This window comes from Halomonas sp. KAO, from assembly GCF_015595025.1.
GTDB lineage: Bacteria > Pseudomonadota > Gammaproteobacteria > Pseudomonadales > Halomonadaceae > Halomonas.
In genome coordinates this window covers 292,497-315,558 of sequence record NZ_JADNRL010000024.1, presented here as the reverse complement: position 1 = coordinate 315,558, position 23,062 = coordinate 292,497, and the positions used below count along the sequence as shown (strand labels likewise).

The window sequence follows — 23,062 nt, the reverse complement described above, 5'->3', positions numbered from 1 at the left end:
GAGATGCTCCATGACCAGAAATACAACTACAATATCATCGCCCTCAGCTCGTACATTGACAGCACATCACAAAGGGGATGACAACACATCTCGCCACTTTGCCGCCCGGATCGGCTTCTATCTCGGACCGATCCTGTTAATTGCGTGTCTGGTGATTCCCGCGCCCACGGGGATGCCCGTCTCCGCTTGGACGACCGTGGGCATAACTTTACTGATCGCCACCTGGTGGTCGACCGAGGCCATCCCGATACCCATCACTTCCTTACTGCCCATCCTGTTGATTCCAACATTGGGTATCGGAGAGATCAGCGACGCCACCGTCCCCTACGCCAACCCGATCATCTATCTTTTCCTAGGCGGCTTCATACTCGGCCTCGCGATGGAGCGCTGGAACCTGCACAGGCGCATCGCGCTCAACACGCTTATGCTGGTTGGTAGCTCCCCTTCGCAACAGATAGCCGGCTTTATGCTGTCCACGGCATTTCTCAGCATGTGGGTCAGCAATACCGCAACCACCATCATGATGTTGCCAATCGGCATGTCCGTGATTCGCTTGCTTGTTCGTGACGGGGACGGCTCGGATAACACCGAACGAGCGCGCTTCGCCACTGCCCTGCTGCTGGGCATCGCCTATGCAGCAAGTATCGGCGGTGTCGCAACGCTAATTGGGACCCCGCCGAACGCGATGCTTGCCGGTTTTCTACAAGCGAATTATGAAGTATCCATCGGTTTTGGGCAGTGGATGCTATTGGGCATCCCGGTCTCGGTGATGATGCTACTCTTCACGTGGTGGTGGCTGACGCGTCGCGGATTCAAACTCCATGACGGGAACAGCCGAGAACTGGTTCGTGCGGAGATAGAAAGTCTAGGGCCTTGGTCCAAGGGAGAAAAACTGGTCTTGATGGTCTTTGTACTCACGGCACTTGGCTGGATCTTCAAGCCTTTTATCGCAAGCTACCTTCCCGGCATTAACGACACGAGTATCGCTCTGGTAGGCGCATTGTCTCTGTTTTTGATACCGGTCGATACCAAGCAGCGTATCTTCCTGATGTGCTGGCAAGACGCCGTCAAGCTTCCTTGGGGCGTGCTGTTACTGTTTGGGGGAGGCCTATCGCTGGCCGCAGCCATTCAATCAGCGGGGCTTGCCGAATGGATCGCAAGTAGCATCGGATCACTTGGCACTTTGCCACTACTTGGGATGATCGCACTGGTGGCGCTGGTCATTATCTTCCTTACCGAGGTTACCTCCAACACTGCAACAGCAGCCGCCTTTCTGCCACTTCTTGCGGCGGTCGCCGTATCCCAGGGTTTCTCTGTGGAAATGATTGCCATACCCGCTGCAATAGCCGCCAGCTGCGCCTTTATGTTACCGGTCGCGACACCACCTAATGCGATCGTTTTCAGCACTGGGCACATGCGGATACAGTCCATGGTAGCCACCGGATTTGGGCTAAATATCGCCGGTGTCGTGCTGATAACTATGCTGAGCTACTTCATTGTAGGTGCAATCTGGGCTTCCTAAACATTGGACCACCCAACTTCATCACAACTTCACCAGGAGAAGTAACGATGTCTTCTAATCTTTGTCAGTTATTCCCCGGCTTCGAAATACAACGTGTCGAGGTCGAGCCACAGATCTACATCAACGCTATCGTCGGCGGCAGCGGCCCAGCGCTACTATTATTACACGGCCATCCCCAGACACTTGCGATCTGGCACAAGGTAGCACCAACACTAGCCGAACACTTCACCGTGGTTGCGGCCGATCTTCGTGGTTACGGAGATTCATCGAAGCCAGCTGGCTTACCGGATCACTCGAACTACTCGAATCGGGTGATGGCACAAGATCAATTGACGTTAATGCGCCACTTCGGATTCGAGAGCTTTGACCTGCTAGCACATGATCGTGGGGCTCGAGTGGCACACCGGCTCGCCGTTGATCACCCACAAGCCGTATCACGACTCATCCTGCTCGATATCGCCCCGACACTTTCCATGTATCAGCAGACCAGCGATACGTTCGCTCGGGCCTACTGGCACTGGTTCTTTCTGATTCAGCCCGCATCGCTACCCGAGCGTCTTATCGAAGCCGACCCCACAGCCTATATCATCGACGTGATGGGCCGGCGTAGTGCCGGTCTTGAGCCGTTCGATCCGCGAGCACTCGACGAATACCGGCGCTGCTTCGCGCTTGAGGGTACTGCTCACGGTGTCTGCGAGGATTATCGAGCCTCAGCAGGCATTGACATTGAACATGAACGGAATGATATCGATGCCGACCGACGGATCACAGCACCTTTGCTCGTGATGTGGGGCGAAAACGGCGTGATCCAGAAGTGCTTCAGACCACTTGAGGAGTGGCAGAAGCTGGCCGACAAGCTTGAAGGTGAGCCCCTTCCCTGCGGGCACTATATCGCCGAGGAAGCACCCGAGGCGCTACTCGCCAAGGTTCTACCCTTTCTGCTGGAGGTGGACTCATGAAACCGAAGACGCTGTATCGCAAAATAGTCGACTCACATACGGTTGCAGCATTGGACGAGCACAATCTTCTACTGTTCTGCGATCTACATCTCATGAACGAATACACCAGCCCGCAAGCCTTTGCGGGGCTGTACGAGCAGGACCGCGAAGTATCGATGCCGGGACAGAACGTGGCCGTCGTGAGCCATATCATTCCCACGCATCCGACCCGGATTCGTGTTATCGAAGACACCGCATCGGCACTTCAGGCATCGAACCTGAAGAAAAACTGCGACCATTTCCATATTCCCCTGTTCGACACGAACGATGACCTTCAAGGCATCGAACATGTGGTGGCTCCAGAGCACGGGATGATTCGTCCCGGCATGGTCGTAATCTGCGGAGACAGTCACACTACGACATATGGCGCGCTAGGAGCCTTGGGCTTCGGCATCGGAACCACTGAAGTGGAGCACGTACTGGCGACGCAAACGCTGGTCTACCGGCTCGCCAAGGACATGCGCATACGCATCGACGGAACCCTCCCCTCGGGTACGACGGCCAAGGATCTAGTACTCGCGGTAATCGGTCACATCGGAGCCCAGGGTGCTCGTGGCTACGTGGTCGAATACTGCGGTACTGCCATCGATGCGTTATCGATCGAGGCACGTTTCACGCTGTGCAACATGACGCTCGAAGCCGGGGCCCGCGGCGCACTCGTGGCTCCCGATCAAAAGGCGATAGACTACGTGATGGCCCGCGCACCGGACATCACCTCTGAGCATCATGACGCAGCGCTGGCGGCATGGCAGGACCTGCATTCCGACCCAGGATGTACATTCGATGTCGAGTACCAGTTCGATGCCAGTGACGTCTCCCCTCAGGTAACCTGGGGTACCAGCCCCGACCAGGTGGTCGCCATCGACGAGCGCATCCCTGAGCTAGATGAACTCCCGGAGGGACCGGCGCGGAGAAGCGCCGAACGGGCGTTCCACTACACTAGGTTGCAGGCGGGAGCTGCCTTGGAAGGCACTCCTGTTCAGCACGTTTTTATCGGCTCCTGCACCAACGGTCGGATCGAGGACCTACGTGCCGCTGCCAGCATCGTGCACAAACGCCACGTCGCTCCGGGCGTCCGTGCGATGGTGGTACCCGGTTCCGGGGCCGTGAAAGCTCAAGCGGAAGCCGAAGGCCTCGATCGGATCTTTACGCAGGCAGGCTTCGAGTGGCGCAATTCCGGCTGTTCGATGTGCCTGGCAATGAATGACGATGTTTTAACCGAAGGCACACGCTGCGCTTCGACGACGAATCGCAACTTCGAGGGACGCCAGGGACGAGGTGCCATCACCCATCTAATGAGCCCGGCAATGGCGGCTGCAGCCGCTGTGGCTGGATACCTTACCGACGTACGTCGACTGGAGATCCTGCAATGACTGAGCATACTCGCATCAAGGGACGCTCTGCGTCGCTTCGCATAGAGAATCTCGACACGGACCAGATCATGCCCAAGCAGTTCCTCCGTGGCATTGACAAGTCAGGTCTGAAGGAGGGTTTGCTTTACGACCTTCGTTTCGACGCTCAGGGACAGGCACGCTCTGATTTTGTGCTCAACCAGCCTTCATATGTCGGCGCATCAATTCTGATCGGTGGCTCCAACTTCGGCTGTGGATCAAGCCGCGAGCACGCGGTCTGGGGCCTCCAGCAGTTCGGCATTCGAGCCGTGATCGCGTCAAGTTTTGCCGAAATTTTCTACTCCAATGCAATGAACAACCGGTTGTTGCTGGTGACCTTGCCGCCAGAGCAGATTGCTCAATTGATGGACGATGCCGATGATCCCTCCAGAAATACGGTAGAGATCGACATCAAGGAGCAAAGCCTTAGGAGCTATAGTGTTCAGGCTAATTTTGAAATGATGCCGCGCCACCTCAAAATGTTTCTTGAAGGTCTGGACAGTATCGGGCTTTCGTTGACCTACCAAAACGATATCTCAAAGTTTTCTGACCAACATTGGACTCGCCAGCCCTGGTTGCGTGACGTGGCGGCAATCACTCATCGTCGTCTCTGAATCTTTAGAGTAAAAACTGGGTAATATAGTGAGTCTGGCTGCCTGTTTTTTGAAGAAAGCGCGTCTCTGGTCTTCCCCAAGGAACGGGCGCCAATTAATTCTCACCTAGAAAAACATCACAGCACTGGAGCTATACCTCAGCACATCATAGAAATAGTCTGTAAAAGTGGTCCAACCGTATCGAACACTCCGTTATTCCTCACTGGACTTCCCTAAGCCCTCTAAACAGCTATAGCTATGATTTACGTAACCAAGGGTGAATCGCCCCGGGTTTCGTAGACACCTCCAGGCCTTACACTAAAGGCACCAACGAGGTCCTGCATGCACTTTTGCAAGCTAGGCTGCATACAGCTCTATACGTATTGTGGGTTGGTCTTTGAAAAGAGCTCTGCCAAGGCAGTTGGACCTGGGACGAGGCCGGCTGTCTGGTGAAGGAGATGTGCGCTATCCCCACCGCAGACTTTCACGGGAAAAGCGGGGCAGTGATTTTCTAGAAGCCAGTAGGTGCGTGTTACACCGTTTGTGAAGCCCAAGCACAGCCGCCCACCAGCGTCGACATGGGCTCCCGACTCGGCCAACGGTCCAGGGTTGTTTACGCCATGAGAAAAGCCATCCACTGCCCATTTGTACTTGTAGTCAGCAGACATCTGAAATCGGCAAATGCAATCTGAGCACCGGCGCCTTGGTATCCTTGGGCTGGCCTTGAACCATGCGTGATAGAAGCGCTCAGCGTCCAGATGCACGACAAAGAACTCGTGGTTGACTGCCCCTGATCTAACCGACATAAAGCGTGGCTCGTGATTCGGTATCGAAACCCGCCATACTGCCTCAAATGGATCGATCTTCACCAGCTCCGGTAGCTCTGGTCTTCCATGGGACTGAGCTACCTTACGGAGTTGGCGCAATTCCAAGTGACGGGACAGAACGTCATGAATCCTGCATCGAAGCATGGTCAGAAAGCCGGGGGCGCGATAGTTACCATCAATTCTTACCCAACCACCTTGAATTTGACTACCCGCCCTCTCTCCGCCGCTTCAACTCAGCCCGCGCCCAAGCGGATGCTTCTTTCATATCTCGCCGCAGTTCGTCCAGCTCTTCGGAAGTCAGCCACCGAACCGCCGGCTCCCTGCTTTCTGGATGCGTCTCGCCGGTCTGCTCTACGGTCTTGTCTTCCAGCTCTTTACTCCGTTGCCAGCGTGTCTGCCCGGTCATGTCTACCTCCTGGCGGAAAGGCGGCCATTGGCCGCCTGAGCTATCGCTGGTCAATAGCTCCCATAATGTCAGAAGCCAGTATCGGAAAATCCCGCCGCCTCTGAAAACGGGGTTCTCCCGGTTCCAGCTCCTACATCGTTGCTAGTGTGCGTGCTGCGTGGTGCCTCCTCGCGGCCCGAGTGGGCCGGACGGTTCACGAAAGCGGAAATCTCTGCCTCAAGGTTCCTCTCCCCATCGGCCGATAGCTCGACAGCAGGTACGAAAGCGGCTTCTGTGTAGGCCTCATGCGCTTCGTCGAGCATATCCAGGGCTACCATAAAATAGCGTTGTTTCATCGTGGGGTCTCCTTAGGTGTCCTGCTGGCCACGGTTCACAAAACGAGCGATCTCGTCGTTACGGTCCTGCTGACGTTCACTACCGCCCAAGCTGTCGCTGTCGAACGATGGAACAGAATCATCCGCTCCTGTGGCATCACTACCACCTTCAGGTTTCATGCCCTCGCGGAGCGAGGACGCCAAGCGGCCACCAGCGGTGTGATCAACCTTGTCCTGGAACTTCCCGGCCATCTTCGCCCCAACCCCTTTAGCCAGCTCGCCAGCCGTTCCAGCTCCCAAGGATGCCGCCCGCTTGAATCCGCTGCCGCCGCCAGAGCGGGAGCCAGAACCAGAGAAGCCAGCCGCCTGCGCAAATGGGGTGTCACCGGTGCCAGCTTCATCTCCGGTAGAGCTGCTTCCACTCCCGCCCCCGCTGCTGTCACCTCCAGTGCCAGAGCTCGGCATGTCGGCTCCAGACCCAGACATATTGGACTGGGCCTTCTCGAAGGCAGCCTTGATGGCTGACCCACCACCTACTGCATTCGCCGCACCGCCTAACATCGCGCTCCCAGCCATCTTGCCCGCCGTGAGCGCCATACCTGCCGCTGTCATAGCTGCTCCTACCGCAGCACCGGCACCGAATGACCCGATGCCCATCGCTCCCACGCTGCCACCCGACACCAGGCCGGAAATCATCGGTGGAATCTTGTTAACCAGAAACAGCAGGATTACCGAAACGACCAGCATCACGACCAACTCCTGGGACGCCATGTTCTCGCTCATCTGCGAGTAGTAGTGAGTAATAAACTCCCTACCGATGGCGACCAAGAGCACCATTGCCATCAACTGAGCCGCTATGCCGAGAATAGCCTTGTAATAGTTGATTGCCATATCTGATGTCCAACGGGAGCCGCCAAACCCCAGGAAAAACACTCCGGCATAAAGCAGTATCCAACTGGCGGCTAGCAGCAGGAGCAGGTTGACGGAGATAATCGCCAACACCAGCAATACGGCCAAGGCCATACCTTCCATCACCAACGCAGTGGCAAACTGTTTCCAGCTCAACTCTGACGTAGCCTTCACCGTCTGGTCGTACAGTTCAAAACCAATATCGAGGATGCTGGACGGCCCCAAATTGCCGTTGGAGAGGCCACCAGCTTGTGCCCCAAGGGTTTGCAATGACTGTACGATGGTTCCAGCGATGTTCATGCCCTGCGTCGCGTTCGTCAGCAACCACCAGAAAAAGCCTGTAAAGATGGTGAAACGAACAAGCTCGGCAAAGAACTCACCAATGTCGGCCTTGCGCAGCGCCATCATGCCGAAAGTCCAGACCATCGAGATCACTACAAGGGTCCAGAACAACCGACTGGCAGCCGCTTCTATGGCAGGCCCCCACGTTGATGCCGCGGAATGAAAGCGATCCAACACATCATCCATGATGTTGCTGCTGGATAGCTCCTGAGCCATTGTGGTATCGGACAGCATGACGACGGCCATCACGCCCAAACCACCACAAACGAATCGTTTCATGCGACGCCCTCCCTCAATATCTGTCGGGAGAGCTGGGTTCGAACTCCCATTCCCGCATGCGTTGGGCCTTCTCGAAAGATTGGCAGGCTTCGGTAAAGGCTTTTCGGTTCGATTCTCGGCTCAGCTCCCGGATAGCCTGCTGAAAGGCAACTGGCGCACACGTGATCGCGCTCGCCTCTGGTACCATTTCCTGCTCACAACCTACCAAGGCAACAGCTGCCACAAGTGGGATGATCTTCTTCATCGCGGCTCTCCTTAGTAGCGATCTGCTGAGCTGGGTTGGTAACTCCAGGTACGCATCTGCCTTTCCCGTGCTTCCCCTCTGGCGTTTGCATCCAGTTCAGCAGCGAGACGGGCGGCTTCAGCGTTCTGCTGAGCAATCAGCAAGCTGCGGATTTGCAGGAGTTGGTTGGCTTGGTTACTGGCGAGCTGGTTGGCGTAACCAATAGCGGCAAGCTGGCCATCCGCGCCCTGGGCAGCAGATTGCAGACGTTCAAGCTGTCGAGCATCAGACGCCAGGTTATCCTGTTGCTGATCCAGCCCGCGGAAGAGCGCATCGTTGGCCGCTTTCTGCGATTCAGACGCCAGGCGACGATTTTCATCCATCGCCGTACGTTCGGCATCCGTGCAACCTCCACCATTGAAGCAGGGAGAACTCCGGTAATACGCCACGTCCTGGAACTTGCCCAAGTAGGCATCGAGGCTGCCGAGCTGGTTCTGGTAATGCTGAAGCGTGTTGGTTGCCTGAATCAGATCGTTAATCGTGGATTGTGCCCTGTCCCAGATATAGGCCGCTGGGGCCATGGTGTTTTGCAACTGGTTTTCATACTGCTGGAGCTGGGCCTGGTACTGCTCGATCTGCTTGAGGGTCTGGGCCACGGATTCCATTGCAGTCATGATGTTCTGTGACAGGTTGCCACCATCGATGACAGGGATGCCCGCTTGGGCAGGCATGGAAGTGGTCAACGCCAAGGACATGACGAGGGCAGCCGTTTTAGCCGCTAAAATTCGTTCTCTTCTCATGATTGAGTGCTCTTAGCTTCATCGTGACTAAGTTGCACTCACCAACCTGTAGCGGCTCGCTCATGAAGATTGCGAGCCACTACCCCTGCCGGAGAACCCAGCGGTGAAGTGTGGACCTCTACAGGGATAGCTCGTCACTTACTATCCCGGCGTCCGACCTGCGCGACACCGTTAGAACGCGCGGCCAATGGTTGTTGAACATCGGTGTCATTGTCCTGGAGAACGGTTAGGCTTCCCAAGGGTTAATCGCATCTACTGTTTGTTGCCGCCTTCCAAAGGGAAAGCACTATAGTGACCGTCCCTTCTGTTGTCTTTTTGCCCTCTTGGCATCCATCTCTGCCCGTAACTTGGCTTTGCGGCGCTCTTGCTCGCTCGGCCTCTGTAGGGGCGGTGTCGGAGTCTTGCCCGTTTGTCCCTCAAGGTGAAGCACATCGGCCTGGGACAGCGATTGCAGCCGGTTCCGGCGCACCGGGGGTGGCGGCTGACCTATGGGCGGCACTCCCGCGCGTTTGCTTCGGGTCTTGGCCGGGGCGGTGTTCTCGCCGTTCGCCAGGGCTTTGCGACGACGTTCCAGCCCGGCGTCCGCAAACTGGATAGGCAACTGTCCATCCGCTGCCGCCTTGATCACCCGCGCTTTGAACTCGGGCGAACCGTTCACGGTGATGCGCTCGCCGTAGCGTTCCATCGCCATTCTTAGCGCGTTCTGGATGCCTGCCTGGTCGGACTCCCTGGACACCTGTAGCCGGTCGCCATCGTCGCGCACGGCGCTGGCTCCGGCCCGGTAAATGATGGTGCCCTTCTTGGTGATGTTGTCGATCACCGGCGCATGGCCGGGCTTTGCCTGTCCCTCACCCTTCAAGGTGTTGCCCTTGAGGCCCTGGGCGGCCTCTCTGGCTCGCAACGCGGCCAGGGCCCCGGTATCGCCCTGCAGGGCTTCCCGTTTGAGCCAGTCGGCCCAGGAGCGGCGTCCGTGAGCCTCATGGATCGCCTGGCGTTCCTCGCGGTACTGCTTCTGGATCGCGTCAATGTCGGCTTTCAGGGCGCTGCTGGCCTGCGCATACAGCACCTTCTTGGTCAGCCTACCGCTGGTGAGCTTGATGGCCGCCCGCCGGGCCTTGCCCTTCTTCTTGGCGTTCTCAATCCGGCGGTCTTTCTGCCGCCGGGCTTTGTCCAGAGCCGCCGTCTTGTTGGCTGCAGCGCTCTGCTGTTCTGATTTGAACCGGGCGTAAAGCTCGGTGGTGTTCACGCGCAGCCGTACCGGGTCTTTGCGGTACTGGCGGTGGGGTTTGGCCTGTTGCGCCTGGTCAGGCTCGAACGGGCCGAAACGGGCCTCTAAATTCGGCTTGGAGAAATCCCGCCCCAAGGTGCTCGCCTTGACCGCCGCGTCATCACCGGCCACGACAACCAGCCCATTCCCCCGCGCCCGGAGTTCCAGGCCATTGTCACGCATGACCTGGTGCAGCTCACTCCAGGACTGCGCGGCCTTGATCTCGTCCAGGCACTCGCGTTTGATCCAGCCAATCAGGCTTTCAATACCGGCGTGACGCTCCATGTCGGCGGCTCGCGCCTCGGCCCCGCGTCGGCGCGGCATGTGGTTGTCCTGCTGCAACCCGTAATCCCGTTCCATGGCCTCGCATAACTCGGCCAGGGTCTGGTGTGGGTAGTAGGGTTCGTGGATGATGTTGCGCGTCGGGTGGATCTTGTTGACGGCGATATGGATGTGCAGGTTGTCGGTATCGTTGTGAACGGCACTAATACGCTGATGCTCTCCAAAGCCCAGCCCCTGGCAAATACGGTCCTCGATGGCCACCAGGGTATCAGCCTCGATCTGTTCCCCGGCCCGGAAGCTGACAATCAAGTGATAGGTCTTGTCGCTCTTCGCTCGGGTATTGGCGAACTGGGTCGCTAGTACCTCGCTGACAGCATCCTGGACCGAATACGCCTCGCAGTTGGTCAGCCGTACCGCGCCAAGACGGTGCTCCTTGCTTTGCTCGTCGGTGATGTAGTTCACCAGACCAGCAAAGTCGGACTTGCCCAAGGAGCGCATGGGAACGTGTTTGGCGATCATCAGTTCCAGTCCCGCATTTTAGCGGCTAAAAAAATCACGACCTGGCCCTTGGCTGCACCACGGATTTCAACACCAGACTCATTTCCTCCTGAGTGGCTTCGATCCTTCCGAGCAGGCTTAGGATGGTAGCCGCCCCGAAGTGAGCCGTTCTCACGTCATCTGTCAGCCAGAGCTTCAGTAATCCTCCCAAACGACCCAAGTCTCCATTTACACGAACCAACTCGCGGACATACTCGTAGTCCATAACGCCATTGACCTGATAGCCCTGCCCCACTTCCCGCAGATAACAAGCAACGCTTAGCCCTGCCTTTTTGGCGTTGGATTCAATCAGTTCTTTCTCTTCCGGAAGGCAGTACACCTTGAGCGGAGTGCTGTTCTTCCGTGTCACCCTTTGCTTCTCACTCATGCCAGCTCCTATCTCAGATGCCATGCCTTGCAGAGCAGGATTTCCGTTGAGCACCGCAGGTGCGAATAAGGACCAGTGAAGAGGAACACCACGCTTGCGGGGTGGGACTACTTCACACATCCTGCCCGCACTTCAGCGTTGATTTTTGTAGGTACGCCATGTGCAAAGCATCGCTATTTCTCTGCATTTCGTTGCACGGATCTGTTTTTTCCTGTGCATCCGTGACAAACGGTCTCGCCCCCTGATGAAGTCGACACTTACGGCGATAATGCTGCGCTCCAGAAGCGGTAAATCAGCGATCTAACAGCGATTTACCTATAGCGGTGTCCTTGCGCTTTCCACATTGAAATACACAGCTTTCCACGCGGTTTCCGCACTGCCCATCAAATGTCAATGAACCAGAAGCGCTGCCCCTCAAGTGTCAACGAAAGCACTCAAGTCTTGCCTACCGCGTTGCGTAGAGCTGTAAGCCCATGCGCGGAACTCATTCGATGAGGAAGACCCGCGGCCTTGACCGCTTGGTTCGCAACCTCGTGCCCAGCTCGCTCTGCAAGGTCGGCGGGTCTACGATTGCTGTCACTCTCCAGCAGCGCATAAGCCGCCAGTTGTTCGCCATTCATCAACCGATTGACCAAGGCTCCATACTCCTGGGTGAAGTGACGTTCGAGACGTGACCAAGCCGAAAGCGCCGTGCTATGCGTCAGATCCCACCAACCGACGGCGCTACCCGCCACCCTCACGGCTTCATGGCTCCAGTGCCATTGGGTCGGTTCATGAGCATGGGCGCATACCTCACGCCACGCCTCCTCCAGACTAGGCATACCAAAGTCCTCTGGGCGCGGCTCACAGAGAACCGCGAATGCAGCAGGTTGTGGTGGCCAGGATTCGTTGCCCGTCCGCGTTGCTTCCTGCACCGCCTCACGACAGCGTTTGATACCCAGTTCGAGGTGTAGACGTGTCAGGAAAGCCAGCTCAGCCATCCAAACGCCTGATTCATCGAAGGCCCCCCACTGGCTCGTGAACTTCCAGCCGAACAACACACCCAGGGCATCAAACAACTGATCCACGTCAGCTTCTCCGATCAGCGGGCCAGTCTTGGTCGATGATTCCCCCACTCTGTTGAGCTTTGGCGCGTGCGCGTGCTTCTGCGGCGGTAACACGGCGCGATGGAGTGCGTTGGCGGCGATGTCCATTAGCGAGTCCTCCGGTACTGGACTGAGCTGCGAGCACATCTTTGCGCAGCCAGTCGGCAAGCTTGGTATGCCAGGCAGCCGTACTGGCCGTGCGACCAGTATCGGCATGGTGGGCCGTGAACTTGGCGAGCTGATATCGCTCGGGAGCCAGATCAGCTGAGAGACCTGCTCGTAAACAGGCCATCGACAGCTCAGTCGGGTCCGGCGTCCATTCGAGGGTCATGGGAAAGCGATCAGAACATATTGGGATGGTTGACGAAGATTCCTGAAGAGGAACTGCGTCACTGTTCTGATCCGCTCGACCAAGCATCGACTCTCCCGCCTGAGAGTGAGAGAGGTTCATTGATGGTTCATTGGTGGTTAGGGGGACACCAGATGTCCAGGGGCCTTGGTCACCAGGTGTCCGGGGGCCCCGGACTCCACGTCCCTGGGGGGCGGACTCGGTGTCCAGGGGGGTGTAAGTCCTTTCCGCGACTCGATTTGCCAGTTTCAGTTGATACAGGTTGCTGGTCTGCCCCGCCGCATTCCGACGAGGCTGAATGCTGAGTAACTGATACTCTTCGAACTCACGTAACCAACGGCGAACGCTCTTGGTACTGGACTCACAGCGACGTGCCAGAGTGGAGATGGCTGGCCAACACACCCCTTCTTCGTTGGCGTTGTCGCCCAACGCTACCAACAGCAAGCGACGCCCAGCCTTGTTGTCACGCTCGTTCAGGTAGCTCAGTTGGACATCCCATGCCCAGTTCATGGCGACAATACTCACGCCTTACCCCTTCGTATCCGCTTCACTTTGCCGCTCTAACCGCTCAGGCTTCATCAATCAGCCCTGCAACGTCGGTTGCACGGAAATAGACACGCCTTCCAACCTTCCTCTTGGCGGCATTCCATTTCACAGCAAACTCTGACTGGCTCTGCAAAGATATTCGGAGACCATCGGGACTTCGCTTCAATAATTCCGATAAATCGGTCAGGGAGAGTAGTGGTCCATAACGTTCAAGCAACTGTTCTTCGGTTGTCATAAACACCTCAAGATAACGCAAAGCAAGACTTCACTCTCAATATTTACGCCATCTTTAAAAAACTTTCAACACTTTGATTTTGTTGTTAAAAAAGTATAGCTATACGCCAACTTAAAAGTTTATCTATACTTTTCCACTAGCACCTCAGTTAAAACAAAAGAACCACCAATCCCGCATATAAAGGTCGAACAACAACAAAAGAGACCCTGCCCCTCAAGTGTCAACAAACAGCTTGAGTCGATCACCTTATGCACGAGACTTGGTCAATGCACTTTATTTCATTGACACTTGAGGGGCACTTTTTATAACCACAATCCTTCAGGCACATATGCATATGGAAAAATATGTCCAGCATGAGGAATGCTAGGCAGGAGAGGATGGCATTGAGTAGCGCACCACTGAGGTCACACCAGAAAGGCAGAAGAAACTTTAGCCGCTAAATTTTTCCTATGCGTCACTGAGGGATGATCACCCTCCAATCGATGTAGTATGTTGTATACTACTACAACATACTACATACAAACCCAAGGAAGCCAACCGCCTTTGCTTACAAGCCATTGAAAATTATAAATACAAGCATCAGCTTTCATCGCCTTGACTTTCCCGAAGAGTCCAAGATGCAATAGATGACGACGATAGTGTCAGCTTTAATGACTCCAAATCATCTTTGTCGACTTCCAAGTAAGCTTCTCGCCCTAACCTAGAGAGAATGAGCACATCTTTAACTACACAAAGACCACCATCTTTATCTAACACATTGATTTCAAGCGACTTAAATAGCTCGCACCCCTCCCTCTCAAGAACCAACTCAGAAGCTTCTATATTTCCAAATTTATATATTTCCATCACACTATACGGAATCCTATCGAATCTCCCAAAGGATATGAATATCATAACAACAGCCATAAGACCTAGAACAAACTCTTTTGCGTATGGAGAGGAAGCCCCCTGAGGTGAAGCGGATGCAGTATTTATAAAAATAATAAACATCGCTGACAAAAAACCCAAAAACCATGACACATCACTAATGCTTTCAAACTCAACGACTGACAGCCTAAAAACCAGATACAGTGGAAAAAAGATAAAAACAGCAGAGCAGAGTGTCGCAGCCACTAAGAAAACAAACTCTTTACCACCCTTGACCAAACCAAAGCCGCTATAAAGGCATAGATATAATAAATATATCAACGCAACAAGTCCCAGGGTTAACATCCAACACCAACTCCCTAAAAAAAGACTTAACCCTAAACTGGCATAAACAGTAAAAAGGGGAATAGAAAACCAGATCAACAGGTTACGGAAACCAGAACTAGCACTATCCTCTAGCCAGTACCTTTTAAGTTCTGAATTATCCCCCAAGAACTCCCACACCCCTCTCCAGAACGACCCAGCAAAAACCATCATAATCAGCATCATTATGATGATCACAATTGAAGTGACCGAAGCTGCCGCCGTTATAGTTACCGAAGACTTTAAATCAAAATCCGGCATGTATCCTATAAGAGCGTAATAAATTACAAAAATCACACCACCTATAAGAAGAACAGCTGACCAAAACACACTAGCGACATTTCCATATAAATACCTTTCCAGCCTTTCTTTATCCATAACCACCACCTTGTTTAATATCGTCCTATGTTACAACATGAGTGCTAGAGTGATCATCACCATCTCGAGCTCGCATGTTTATTCAGGTTTTACTCAAGGCCTCCATGTCTTCCTCTCCAACTGGCTAGAACAGATCAAACAGTTAAATAAAACTGTCACGCAGACCATCCAGCCTCTTCACCAAATCTTCCGCCCTCAGATGCGTATACCGCCTCAACATCTTCATCGACTCGCGACCACTGATCGCGATAGCCGCTGTATCTTCCGTCTCCTCTGTTCAGGCGACAAGTGGCGCGGGATGGATCCTTCAAGGCCATACTGGCGCGCCTTCAACTCTGCTTGTGAGAGGACGGTCTGATTCTCCTAGATACCTGTATGATCGATTCGACATCAATTCGCACAACCCGGACTGCCTCTGGAGGCGGCAAAAAGGAGGATATCAAGACCCCGTAGACCATGTGTAAATATCCCTGTTCTAGTGGCACTGTCAGTACCGATGCTAAAAGTCCCCTGAGTACCGAAATAAGGTGTCCCCCCACTCAAGCGGGGTACCCTCTGATTGGGAAACAGAACGATCAGGAGGTACCCGATGCTCAAGCAGGAGGACTTCCTCATGATAAGGCACAAGGCCCACAGGGGGCATACCTCAAGGACATCGCCGCCGAGCTCGACGTCCATCCCCGTACCGTGCGTCGTGCTCTCCAACGGGGCGGCGCGCCGTCCCGGCGCCGGCCGGGCGCCCGGCGCAGCAAGCTGGATCCATTCAAGCCGCAGATCGATGCGCTGCTCGCCCAGGGCGTCTGGAACGCCCAGGTGACCGTCACCGAGCTGCGCCGCAGCGGCTATGAGGGCGGCTATTCGATCCTCTGCGATTACATCCGCCCCAAGCGCTCGCTGCAGCCGTCGAAGGCCACGGTGCGCTTCGAGACACGGCCCGGCCACCAGCTGCAGCATGACTGGGGCGAACTGATGATCGAGGTCGATGGCCAGCCCACCCGGGTCAACATCGCCGTCAACGTGCTGGGCTATTCGCGGCAGATGCATGTCTACGCCGCGCCGGCACAGGATGCCGAGCACACCTACGAGAGCCTGGCCAGGGCCTTCGAGGCGTTCGGCGGGGTTCCCGCCGAGGTGCTGGTCGATAACCAAAGAGCGGCGGTCCTGAAGCACGAGAACGGCCGTGTGGTCTTCAATCCGCGCTTCCTCGACCTGGCGGGGCACTACGGCTTCCAGCCGCGCGCCTGCCGGCCGTATCGCGCCCGAACCAAGGGCAAGACCGAACGCATGGTCGGCTACGTCAAGCAGCACTTCTTTGTCGGCCACCGGGTGTTTGCGTCCTTCGCCGACATCAATCGCCAGTTGAGGCAGTGGCTGGCCGAGTCGGCCCATCAACGCCGGCATCGCACCCATGGCGAGATCGTTGACGAGCGCTTCCAGCGGGACGAGCAGCCGGCGCTCTGCGACTTGCCGCGACATCGTTTCGATACCGCCTATCTCGACCACCGGCAAGTGGCGTGGGACGGCTACGTCGGGGTGCGGGGCAACCGCTACAGCGTGCCCGACGCCCTGTGTGGGCAGACCGTGCGGATCCGCGTCACCTTGAACAACGAATTGCAGGTCATCGACGCCCAGGAGCGGGTCGTCGCCGAGCATCTGCTGGCCCTGCCGGATGCCGGCTGGCAGCGGCAGGCCGACCACCACCGTCGCCTGTGGCGCGAGGCGCTGCAGGTCGAGCAGCACGGCCTGGAGATCTACGAGGAGGTGACGTCATGACCCTGGAGCAGCTGCTGCAACAGCTCAAGTTCGACCATTTGGCCGACCAGCTGGAGACGGTCTGCGAGCAGGCGGCGAGCCGGGATCTCGACTACCGCGAGTTCCTCGCCGAGGCCCTGCAGTGCGAGTGGGCCGGGCGGCACTGGCGCGGCATCGACTCGCGGGTCAAGCAGGCCCGCCTGCCGTGGCTGAAGACGCTGGAGCAGTTCGACTTCCAACCCTCCATCGACCGTAAGGTGGTCCGCCAGCTCAGCGGGCTGGCCTTCGTCGAGCGCGCCGAGAACGTCGTGCTGCTGGGCCCGCCGGGCGTCGGGAAAACGCACCTGGCCGTGGCACTGGGCATGAAGGCCATCGAGAGCGGCCACCGGGTGCTGTTCATGACCGTGGACCAGCTGATGACCCGGCTGCGCAAGGCGCGCGAGGAAAACCGGCTGGAGCGCATCCTGGCCCAGCTCAGTTATCCCAGGGTGTTGATTCTGGACGAAATCGGCTACCTGCCGCTCTCCCGGGATGAGGCCAACCTGTTCTTCCGTCTGGTCTCACGGCGCTACGAGAAGGCCAGCCTGATCCTGACCTCCAACAAGTCGTTCACCGACTGGGGCGACGTGTTTGGTGATCCGGTGCTGGCGACGGCGATTCTCGACCGACTGCTGCACCACTCGACCACCATCAACATCAAGGGGGAGAGCTACCGGCTGAAGGAGAAGCGCAAGGCCGGTCTGCTTAACCAACACCCCCAGATAGAGCCACAACCTACCGCTGACCAAGAGGAGACAGCCGAGGCCGAGAGCTGATCGGACTGGCCATCCATCGGTAACAACCGGACATCTTAGATCGGTAGAAAGCGGACAGTTCTAATCGGTGTTGACAGGCCTCGGTGTAGCGGATCAGTTTCGGCCAGTTGCTGGCCAGATAACTCACCGCCTTACCCAAGGCGCTTTGCGGCGCGACCTGGCTGTGGGTTTTATCCAGCCAGGTTTTCAGTTGATGCAACAGAGGCTCGCTTTTAAGTCTGCGTGCTTGCAGGCGGCTGGCCTCGTCGAGCCCCTTGCTGTCACGCTCTACGCCGTACAGTTTGTTGATCAGATTCAGCGCCATATCGGCGCGACCTGTTTTGCCTTTGGGCTGCGCTTTCTGCGCATCGATGAACTTGCGCCGGGCGTGCGCCCAGCAGCCCAGGCGCTCTACACCTTCCTGCGCAGCAACAGCGTTGTAGCCCGCATAGTCGTCCGTCATCAGATAACCGCGATAGCCTTCAAGCAGGCGCTGCGGCACCTCCTGGGCACGATTGGCTGTGTAATCAAACAGGACCATCGGATGCGCCGGAGGGCCACCGGTTTGTCCCCACATCCAGGACTGGCTTGCGGGATCGCGGCCCGGTTCTTTCAGCACCTGTAAACGGGTTTCGTCACAGTGGATGACGGGACTCTCCAGCAGTCGGTCGCGCAGTAGATTCACCAGCGGTTGTAAATAATCGCCGCATTGCATGACCCATCGGGCCAGGGTTTGCCGGGGTATCTCTACACCGCGACGCTTGAGGACTTTCTCGAACCGATGCAATGGCAAGCCGTCGGCATACTTGGTGGTCAGCAGCATGGCCAGCACGCTGGGGCTAGCCATGCTTTTTTCGATCAACTGGGCGGGCTTGTCAGCGGTCACCGGCGCACTTTCGCAGCCCTTGCAGGCGTAAACCTTGCGGATGTGGCGAATGACGCGGATTTGCATCGGGATGATTTCCAACTGTTCGCTGGTTTCCTCACCGATGGACTGTTTGCGGCAGCCGCAATCACAAATCCGCTCGTGCTCGGGCAGCTCATGAACGATTTCGACACGGGGTAATTCAGTTGGCAGTGGCTTGCGCTTGCCGCGCTTTTTGACGGCCTCAGGCGCGACGGTTTCTTCGTCTTCTTCAGCAGGTACTTCGGCGGCAAGACTTTCTGCTTCGTTGAACATCGCCAGTTGCGGCGATTGTGGATCACCACTCTGCTTGGATTTACGCCCGAACAAGCGCTGACGAAGCAGGGTATTTTCTTCCTGCAACAACGACACCCGAGACTGCATTTGCAACAGCAGTTGTTTGAGCACATCCGGGTCATCCGGCAGGGTATCGGGCATGGAAATCATGCCGTGGATTATACCAAAATCAGGCCACGTAACGGGGCCTCAACACCTTGTGTGGCTTGTTTCTCCAGAGATCAAAACCGTCCAGCATCCAGTTCAATTCTTCAGCGGTCAGCTCAATGGCATCATCGCCAGGTTCCGGTGGTACTTTGAAGCGCTCGGCTTCCAATCGCTTCAACCACAGGCAGAACCCATTACGCTCCCAGTAGAGGATTTTCACCCGATTGCGGGCGCGGTTCAGAAACACAAAAAGAACAGGGTCAAACACCGCTGCCTTGATATCCAGCTCGACCAGAGCTGACAGACCGTCGATGGATTTTCTGAAATCCACCGGCTTGGAGTACAGATAGACTTTCTTTACCTTGGCGCCAGGCCGCATCATGGGGTAGACCTCCGGAAGGAATCAGGGAGGCCAGCATGGCGCGGCAGACATAGCGGTTCTAGGTGGGGTTTATGGATCGCTTACGATTCTCTGCCATATCCCTCTTACCATCAGACAGCATTGGTAACTGCCTGATGTATGACAATCATAGCTTTCCGACCAGCGTCTGAATGGCAGCTTTCTTGCCTTCCCCAACGGCGTTTTTGAGCCCATCGAGCGATGTACTGTCTGGCGACAGTGGGTTGGGCACCTGTTTCATGGCCTCCATCGCTTTCAGGTCAACCGTCATTCTCTGAAAGTCATAAGAGTAGCCCGCAGCGACACCTCCCACCGCAGGAGGTCGCCCACGGCAAGGTGCTGAAGGTCGTCAAGTGACATGCGCATAACCCTACGAGGGCTCGGATCTTAGTGAGAGGAACTGCCGATTTGACCGTGCGACAATTCTCGAACTATAATCGTGCGATAAATTTCGCACGACAGGAGACGCTCCATGCCCCCACGGACCTACCACCATCCAGATGTCGAGGAGATAGCGATCGCGCGAGTGCTCTTCGCCCTCAGCGAGCCGCTGCGGCTGAACATGGTGAAGATGCTCGCCGAGCAAGGGGAGGTCGACAGCATAGACCTCGGCCCCGATCTGCCGCGCTCGACCCTGACCCACCACACGAGCCTGCTGCGCGAGTCCGGGGTGGTCTTCGTGCGCGCCGAGGGCCGTAAGTGCATGATCAAGCTGCGCGGCGAGGACCTCGACGCGCGCTTCCCCGGCTTGCTCGGCACGGTGCTCACCGGCTACGAGAGCGACGATGGCGACCGCGGGGAGGCCAATGTATGATCCGCAAGCTATGGCCCTTGATTGTCGCCGCCATCTCGCTCGGGATCGACGCTTACGTGCTCGCCGGCGTCCTTCCCCAGATAGCGGATTCGCTGACGACCACCGTGGCGATGATTGGCCTGGGCGTCACCGCATTCACCAGTGCGTACGCCCTCGCCGGTCCGCTCCTATCTGGGCGGCTCACCCGCGGCAGCACGGCCAGCGCGCTGCTCATCGCGCTCGGGGTGTTCAACCTCGGCAACCTCATCACCGCCCTCTCGCCCGGGATCGAGGTCTTCCTCGCCTCGCGCGTGGTGGCCGGAATGGGTGCGGGTATCCTCACGGCCGTTGCGACCGCCACGGCTGCGGCGATGGTCGCCGACCATGAGCGTGGTCGCGCCATGTCGCTCGTGACCTTCGGCCTCTCCATGGGGACCGTCGCGGGCGTCCCGGTCGGGATGCTCATCGGCCAGAGCGCTGGGTGGCGCTGGACCATGGCCCTGGTCGTGCTCATCGGCGTGGTCAGCATGGCGGCGCTGGCCTTCCGCGCGAAGACGCTCCCGCGGCTCGACGCGGCGGCAGGAGGATCCGCGTTCACGGTTCTGCGATCGAGTCGGACTAGCGTCGGCGTCATGGCCGCCTTCCTGCTGGGCGTCGCCAGCCTGGGCCTCTACACCTATCTGCTGCCCATGGCCGAGGACCGGGGGCTCGGAGGATTGGGCTTCGCCTTGGTCTGGGCGTGGGGCATCGGCGGCGTCACCGGGTCTGCGCTGATCGGCAGGCCCCTCGATCGGTTCGGCCCCAAGCCCCTGCTCATCGTGCTGCCTGTCCTGCTGGCGCTGAGCTTCGCCGTGGCCTGGCTAACCGCTTCACCGATCATGTGGCTGGCCGCAGCAGCGGTCTGGGGCGCAGCCGGCTGGGCGAGCGTCCCCACGCTGCAGCAGGCCCTGACGGCGGACCGGCCCGCGCAGGCGATGCCGATCATCGCGTTCCAGATGGCCGCGATATACCTCGGCTCCGCCGTCGGCGCAGCGCTCGGCGGCGCACTTCTCACCGCCGGAATCGGAGCAGCCGATCTCGCCGCCTGGGCGCTCATCCCCGCCGTGCTCGCGTTGGCGCTCACCGGCTGGATCACGACGTGCAGGTCTCTCGACTCCGCTCAGGTGGCGGCCTGCAAGAGTACTGCATGATCGAGTATCTGATGGCGCTATGACCGCCGACGCGAGAACCCCGTGACCACGAAGGCCACGGGGTTCGTCTCTCGGCAAATGGAGCGGGCTATGTCTGATACTGTCCACATCGATAGCGAAGGCCGGGAACTGTATTTCCGGCTGGAGACTCAGGACACTTGGCGTGTGTTCATCGACACGCCGGCAGGGCATCACTTCGAGGCGGGCACCATGCTAGTCGAAAAGGACTGGCAAGAAGGAGAGAGAATCACCTCTCATGTCACCCTGTACCGCCTTGGTGCTGGTCGAGGGCTTTATGGGATGACTGCCGCCGATGAGATCCAATTGAGCTACGACCACCTTGAATTCCTGAAAAGCACGAAGCGGCATAAAAAGCGCATCGAAAAAGCCGAATCGAGGCTGGAATAGCTATACAGAATCGCGGCAGCGGGACATTCCTACATGGACCCGAACTGGAACAAGGCGCGAAAGAGTAAACGAGCATTACTGGAGTATCGGGAGGGGCTTCGGCCCCTCTCTTTTGCCTATGACAAACATTCTCAACTGGCATGATTACAAAGTGCTCCAGGTAGTGGAGCTGGAGCACGATTACCAGGTACACGCCGAAGTTACCGAACCGCCTACTCGTTGCCCCAACTGCAATCACTCTGAAATCGTTGGCTTTGGCCGACGTGATGAAGTGATCATGGATACCCCAGTCCACGGCAAACGAACAGGCATCATGCTTAACCGCCGTCGCTATCGCTGCCAGTCCTGCCGAAAGACGTTTCTGGAGCTTGTGCCGCACAAAGACAACAAGCGGCAGATGACCCACCGACTGATCCAGTACATCGAGCGTGAGAGCCTGCGGCGCACGTTTTCTGGTGTGGCTGAGGATGTTGGAGTTGATGAAAAGACCATTCGCAACATATTTAACGACTACTGCGAGCGATTGGAAAAAACGCTCAAATTTGAAATGCCGCAATGGTTTCGGTATTGACGAAATCCACATCATCAAACCCCCCTGCGTAATCACCAACATTGAGCAGCAGACCATCGTGGATATGCTGGACAACCGGAACAAAACTACGGTTACACGCTACCTGAGCAAACGCACTGACCGCGACCAGGTGCGCTATGTGGCAATGGATATGTGGCGACCCTACCGTCAGGCGGTGGAAACCGTTCTGCCTGACGCCACGGTAATCATCGACAAGTTCCATGTTATCCGGATGGCGAACGAATCACTGGAACGCGCCAGAAAGGCCATCAGAATCGCCCTGACGCCACAACAGCGCCGTGGGTTGATGCGAGATAGGTTCGTCTTGCTGAAACGGCGTCACGAGCTGTCAGATGCCCAATACATGCGATTTTCCGGCTGGACGCTGAAATATCCGGAGATAGGCCAAGCCTACGAGCTGAAAGAATCGTTTTTCGAGATATGGGACTGCCAGACTCGACACCGGGCGCAGGAAGCCTATTACGCCTGGCTGCGTCAAATTACCCCGGAAATGAAAGTGCACTTCGATCCACTGATCAAAGCCATGGGCAACTGGCATGACGACATATTTGCGTATTTTGACCACCCAATTACCAACGCATACACCGAGTCACTGAACAACCTGATCCGTGTTGTGAATCGTGTGGGCCGAGGCTACAGCTTTGAGGCACTACGAGCCAAAATCCTGTTCACGGAGGGCTTTCAGAAGATCAAGAAGCCCCGTTATCAGCGTCAACGGATAGCCGAAGGTGCTATAGGCAGGATTCCATTCTATGGCGTTGCAGAGCCTGGGTCAGCAACCAACTATGGCGTAGACCTACCAACACTGGTTCAGGAGATCCAGGCCGGGCGTTTATAGCCCTGTTTCAACCCTATAATCCGGTATGCGGATTACCCTAATAAAT

At 56.8% G+C, this 23,062-nt stretch carries 24 protein-coding genes and 2 pseudogenes; 11 read left to right on the top strand and 15 right to left on the bottom strand.

Translation table 11 applies throughout. The annotated features are described in order from the left end of the window. Nucleotides 1-10 precede the first annotated feature (10 nt). The 4 genes from IOC61_RS12485 to leuD are packed head-to-tail and all read left to right on the top strand — an operon-like array spanning nt 11 to nt 4,525. On the top strand, nt 11-1,522 hold the full coding sequence (locus IOC61_RS12485) for an SLC13 family permease (protein ID WP_195689102.1): 1,512 nt from the start codon (nt 11-13) through the stop codon (nt 1,520-1,522). Nucleotides 1,523-1,569: 47 nt separating this feature from the next. Beyond that, nucleotides 1,570-2,481, top strand: a complete 912-nt coding sequence (locus IOC61_RS12480) for an alpha/beta fold hydrolase (protein ID WP_195689101.1) — start codon at nt 1,570-1,572, stop codon at nt 2,479-2,481. After that, nucleotides 2,478-3,893, top strand: coding sequence for a 3-isopropylmalate dehydratase large subunit (leuC, locus tag IOC61_RS12475; protein WP_195689100.1), 1,416 nt, complete (start codon nt 2,478-2,480; stop codon nt 3,891-3,893). The genes IOC61_RS12480 and leuC overlap by 4 nt, the downstream gene beginning before the upstream one ends. Continuing rightward, the gene (gene leuD / locus IOC61_RS12470) at nt 3,890-4,525 is read left to right on the top strand and encodes a 3-isopropylmalate dehydratase small subunit (RefSeq protein ID WP_195689099.1); all 636 of its coding nucleotides are present in this window, start codon (nt 3,890-3,892) and stop codon (nt 4,523-4,525) included. The genes leuC and leuD overlap by 4 nt, the downstream gene beginning before the upstream one ends. Before the next feature lie 353 nt (nt 4,526-4,878). Here leuD and IOC61_RS17970 read toward each other — a convergent pair whose 3' ends face one another. From IOC61_RS17970 to IOC61_RS12415, 12 genes are all read right to left on the bottom strand, one after another. Next, nucleotides 4,879-5,310 (bottom strand): plasmid fertility inhibition factor family protein, encoded by a 432-nt coding sequence (locus tag IOC61_RS17970; RefSeq protein WP_420706349.1) that lies wholly within the window; start codon nt 5,308-5,310, stop codon nt 4,879-4,881. A gap of 226 nt (nt 5,311-5,536) precedes the next feature. Beyond that, nucleotides 5,537-5,737, bottom strand: coding sequence for a hypothetical protein (locus tag IOC61_RS12465; RefSeq protein WP_195689149.1), 201 nt, complete (start codon nt 5,735-5,737; stop codon nt 5,537-5,539). 68 nt (nt 5,738-5,805) lie between these two features. Beyond that, entirely contained in the window at nt 5,806-6,072 is a 267-nt protein-coding gene (locus IOC61_RS12460; protein WP_195689098.1) for a hypothetical protein, read from the bottom strand. A 12-nt stretch (nt 6,073-6,084) separates the two neighbouring features. After that, a complete protein-coding gene (gene trbL / locus IOC61_RS12455) occupies nt 6,085-7,581 on the bottom strand; it encodes a P-type conjugative transfer protein TrbL (protein ID WP_195689097.1) in 1,497 nt (498 codons plus the stop codon). A gap of 13 nt (nt 7,582-7,594) precedes the next feature. After that, nucleotides 7,595-7,825, bottom strand: a complete 231-nt coding sequence (gene trbK, locus IOC61_RS12450) for an entry exclusion lipoprotein TrbK (RefSeq protein WP_195689096.1) — start codon at nt 7,823-7,825, stop codon at nt 7,595-7,597. 11 nt (nt 7,826-7,836) lie between these two features. After that, nucleotides 7,837-8,604, bottom strand: a complete 768-nt coding sequence (trbJ, locus tag IOC61_RS12445; protein ID WP_195689095.1) for a P-type conjugative transfer protein TrbJ — start codon at nt 8,602-8,604, stop codon at nt 7,837-7,839. A 286-nt stretch (nt 8,605-8,890) separates the two neighbouring features. Next, nucleotides 8,891-10,672 carry a TraI/MobA(P) family conjugative relaxase gene (gene traI / locus IOC61_RS12440; protein ID WP_195689094.1) on the bottom strand — a complete coding sequence of 594 codons (1,782 nt, stop codon included), beginning with the start codon at nt 10,670-10,672 and terminating at the stop codon, nt 8,891-8,893. Nucleotides 10,673-10,706: 34 nt separating this feature from the next. Further along, nucleotides 10,707-11,078: a conjugal transfer transcriptional regulator TraJ gene (gene traJ, locus IOC61_RS12435; RefSeq protein ID WP_195689093.1), complete on the bottom strand. Its 372-nt coding sequence runs from the start codon at nt 11,076-11,078 to the stop codon at nt 10,707-10,709. 434 nt (nt 11,079-11,512) lie between these two features. Further along, the gene (locus IOC61_RS12430; protein WP_420706347.1) at nt 11,513-12,265 is read right to left on the bottom strand and encodes a replication protein P; all 753 of its coding nucleotides are present in this window, start codon (nt 12,263-12,265) and stop codon (nt 11,513-11,515) included. After that, nucleotides 12,147-13,022, bottom strand: coding sequence for a DnaT-like ssDNA-binding domain-containing protein (locus IOC61_RS17965; protein ID WP_420706346.1), 876 nt, complete (start codon nt 13,020-13,022; stop codon nt 12,147-12,149). Before IOC61_RS17965 ends, IOC61_RS12430 begins: the two co-directional genes overlap by 119 nt. A 58-nt stretch (nt 13,023-13,080) precedes the next feature. After that, nucleotides 13,081-13,293, bottom strand: coding sequence for a hypothetical protein (locus IOC61_RS12420; RefSeq protein WP_016416860.1), 213 nt, complete (start codon nt 13,291-13,293; stop codon nt 13,081-13,083). Between the two features lie 579 nt (nt 13,294-13,872). After that, nucleotides 13,873-14,901 (bottom strand): hypothetical protein, encoded by a 1,029-nt coding sequence (locus IOC61_RS12415; RefSeq protein ID WP_195689090.1) that lies wholly within the window; start codon nt 14,899-14,901, stop codon nt 13,873-13,875. Nucleotides 14,902-15,490: 589 nt separating this feature from the next. Here IOC61_RS12415 and istA point away from each other — a divergent pair. Both istA and istB read left to right on the top strand, forming a co-directional pair. Further along, nucleotides 15,491-16,674, top strand: a pseudogene (istA, locus tag IOC61_RS12410) (IS21 family transposase). Continuing rightward, nucleotides 16,671-17,468, top strand: a complete 798-nt coding sequence (istB, locus tag IOC61_RS12405) for an IS21-like element helper ATPase IstB (protein ID WP_195689089.1) — start codon at nt 16,671-16,673, stop codon at nt 17,466-17,468. The pseudogene istA and the gene istB overlap by 4 nt, the downstream one beginning before the upstream one ends. Before the next feature lie 76 nt (nt 17,469-17,544). Here the strand turns inward: istB and tnpC are convergent. The 3 genes and pseudogenes from tnpC to IOC61_RS12390 all read right to left on the bottom strand — a co-directional run. Beyond that, nucleotides 17,545-18,798 (bottom strand): annotated as a pseudogene (tnpC, locus tag IOC61_RS12400) (IS66 family transposase); the annotation flags it as partial. Nucleotides 18,799-18,817: 19 nt separating this feature from the next. Further along, nucleotides 18,818-19,177, bottom strand: coding sequence for an IS66 family insertion sequence element accessory protein TnpB (gene tnpB, locus IOC61_RS12395; RefSeq protein WP_229333113.1), 360 nt, complete (start codon nt 19,175-19,177; stop codon nt 18,818-18,820). Nucleotides 19,178-19,322: 145 nt separating this feature from the next. After that, entirely contained in the window at nt 19,323-19,466 is a 144-nt protein-coding gene (locus tag IOC61_RS12390; RefSeq protein WP_195689088.1) for a hypothetical protein, read from the bottom strand. A 201-nt stretch (nt 19,467-19,667) separates the two neighbouring features. On the opposite strand from IOC61_RS12390, the gene IOC61_RS12385 reads away from it, so the two are divergent. The 5 genes from IOC61_RS12385 to IOC61_RS12370 all read left to right on the top strand — a co-directional run bounded on the left by IOC61_RS12385 (nt 19,668) and on the right by IOC61_RS12370 (nt 23,016). Next, nucleotides 19,668-20,009 carry an ArsR/SmtB family transcription factor gene (locus tag IOC61_RS12385; protein ID WP_195689087.1) on the top strand — a complete coding sequence of 114 codons (342 nt, stop codon included), beginning with the start codon at nt 19,668-19,670 and terminating at the stop codon, nt 20,007-20,009. Further along, a complete protein-coding gene (locus IOC61_RS12380; protein WP_195689086.1) occupies nt 20,006-21,178 on the top strand; it encodes an MFS transporter in 1,173 nt (390 codons plus the stop codon). The genes IOC61_RS12385 and IOC61_RS12380 overlap by 4 nt, the downstream gene beginning before the upstream one ends. 90 nt (nt 21,179-21,268) lie before the next feature. Continuing rightward, a complete protein-coding gene (locus IOC61_RS12375) occupies nt 21,269-21,586 on the top strand; it encodes a hypothetical protein (RefSeq protein ID WP_195689085.1) in 318 nt (105 codons plus the stop codon). 163 nt (nt 21,587-21,749) lie between these two features. Then, complete coding sequence (locus IOC61_RS17670) at nt 21,750-22,157, top strand: transposase family protein (protein ID WP_324254718.1); 408 nt, start codon at nt 21,750-21,752, stop codon at nt 22,155-22,157. Then, nucleotides 22,054-23,016 carry an ISL3 family transposase gene (locus tag IOC61_RS12370; protein WP_229333112.1) on the top strand — a complete coding sequence of 321 codons (963 nt, stop codon included), beginning with the start codon at nt 22,054-22,056 and terminating at the stop codon, nt 23,014-23,016. The genes IOC61_RS17670 and IOC61_RS12370 overlap by 104 nt, the downstream gene beginning before the upstream one ends. Nucleotides 23,017-23,062: the final 46 nt, after the last annotated feature.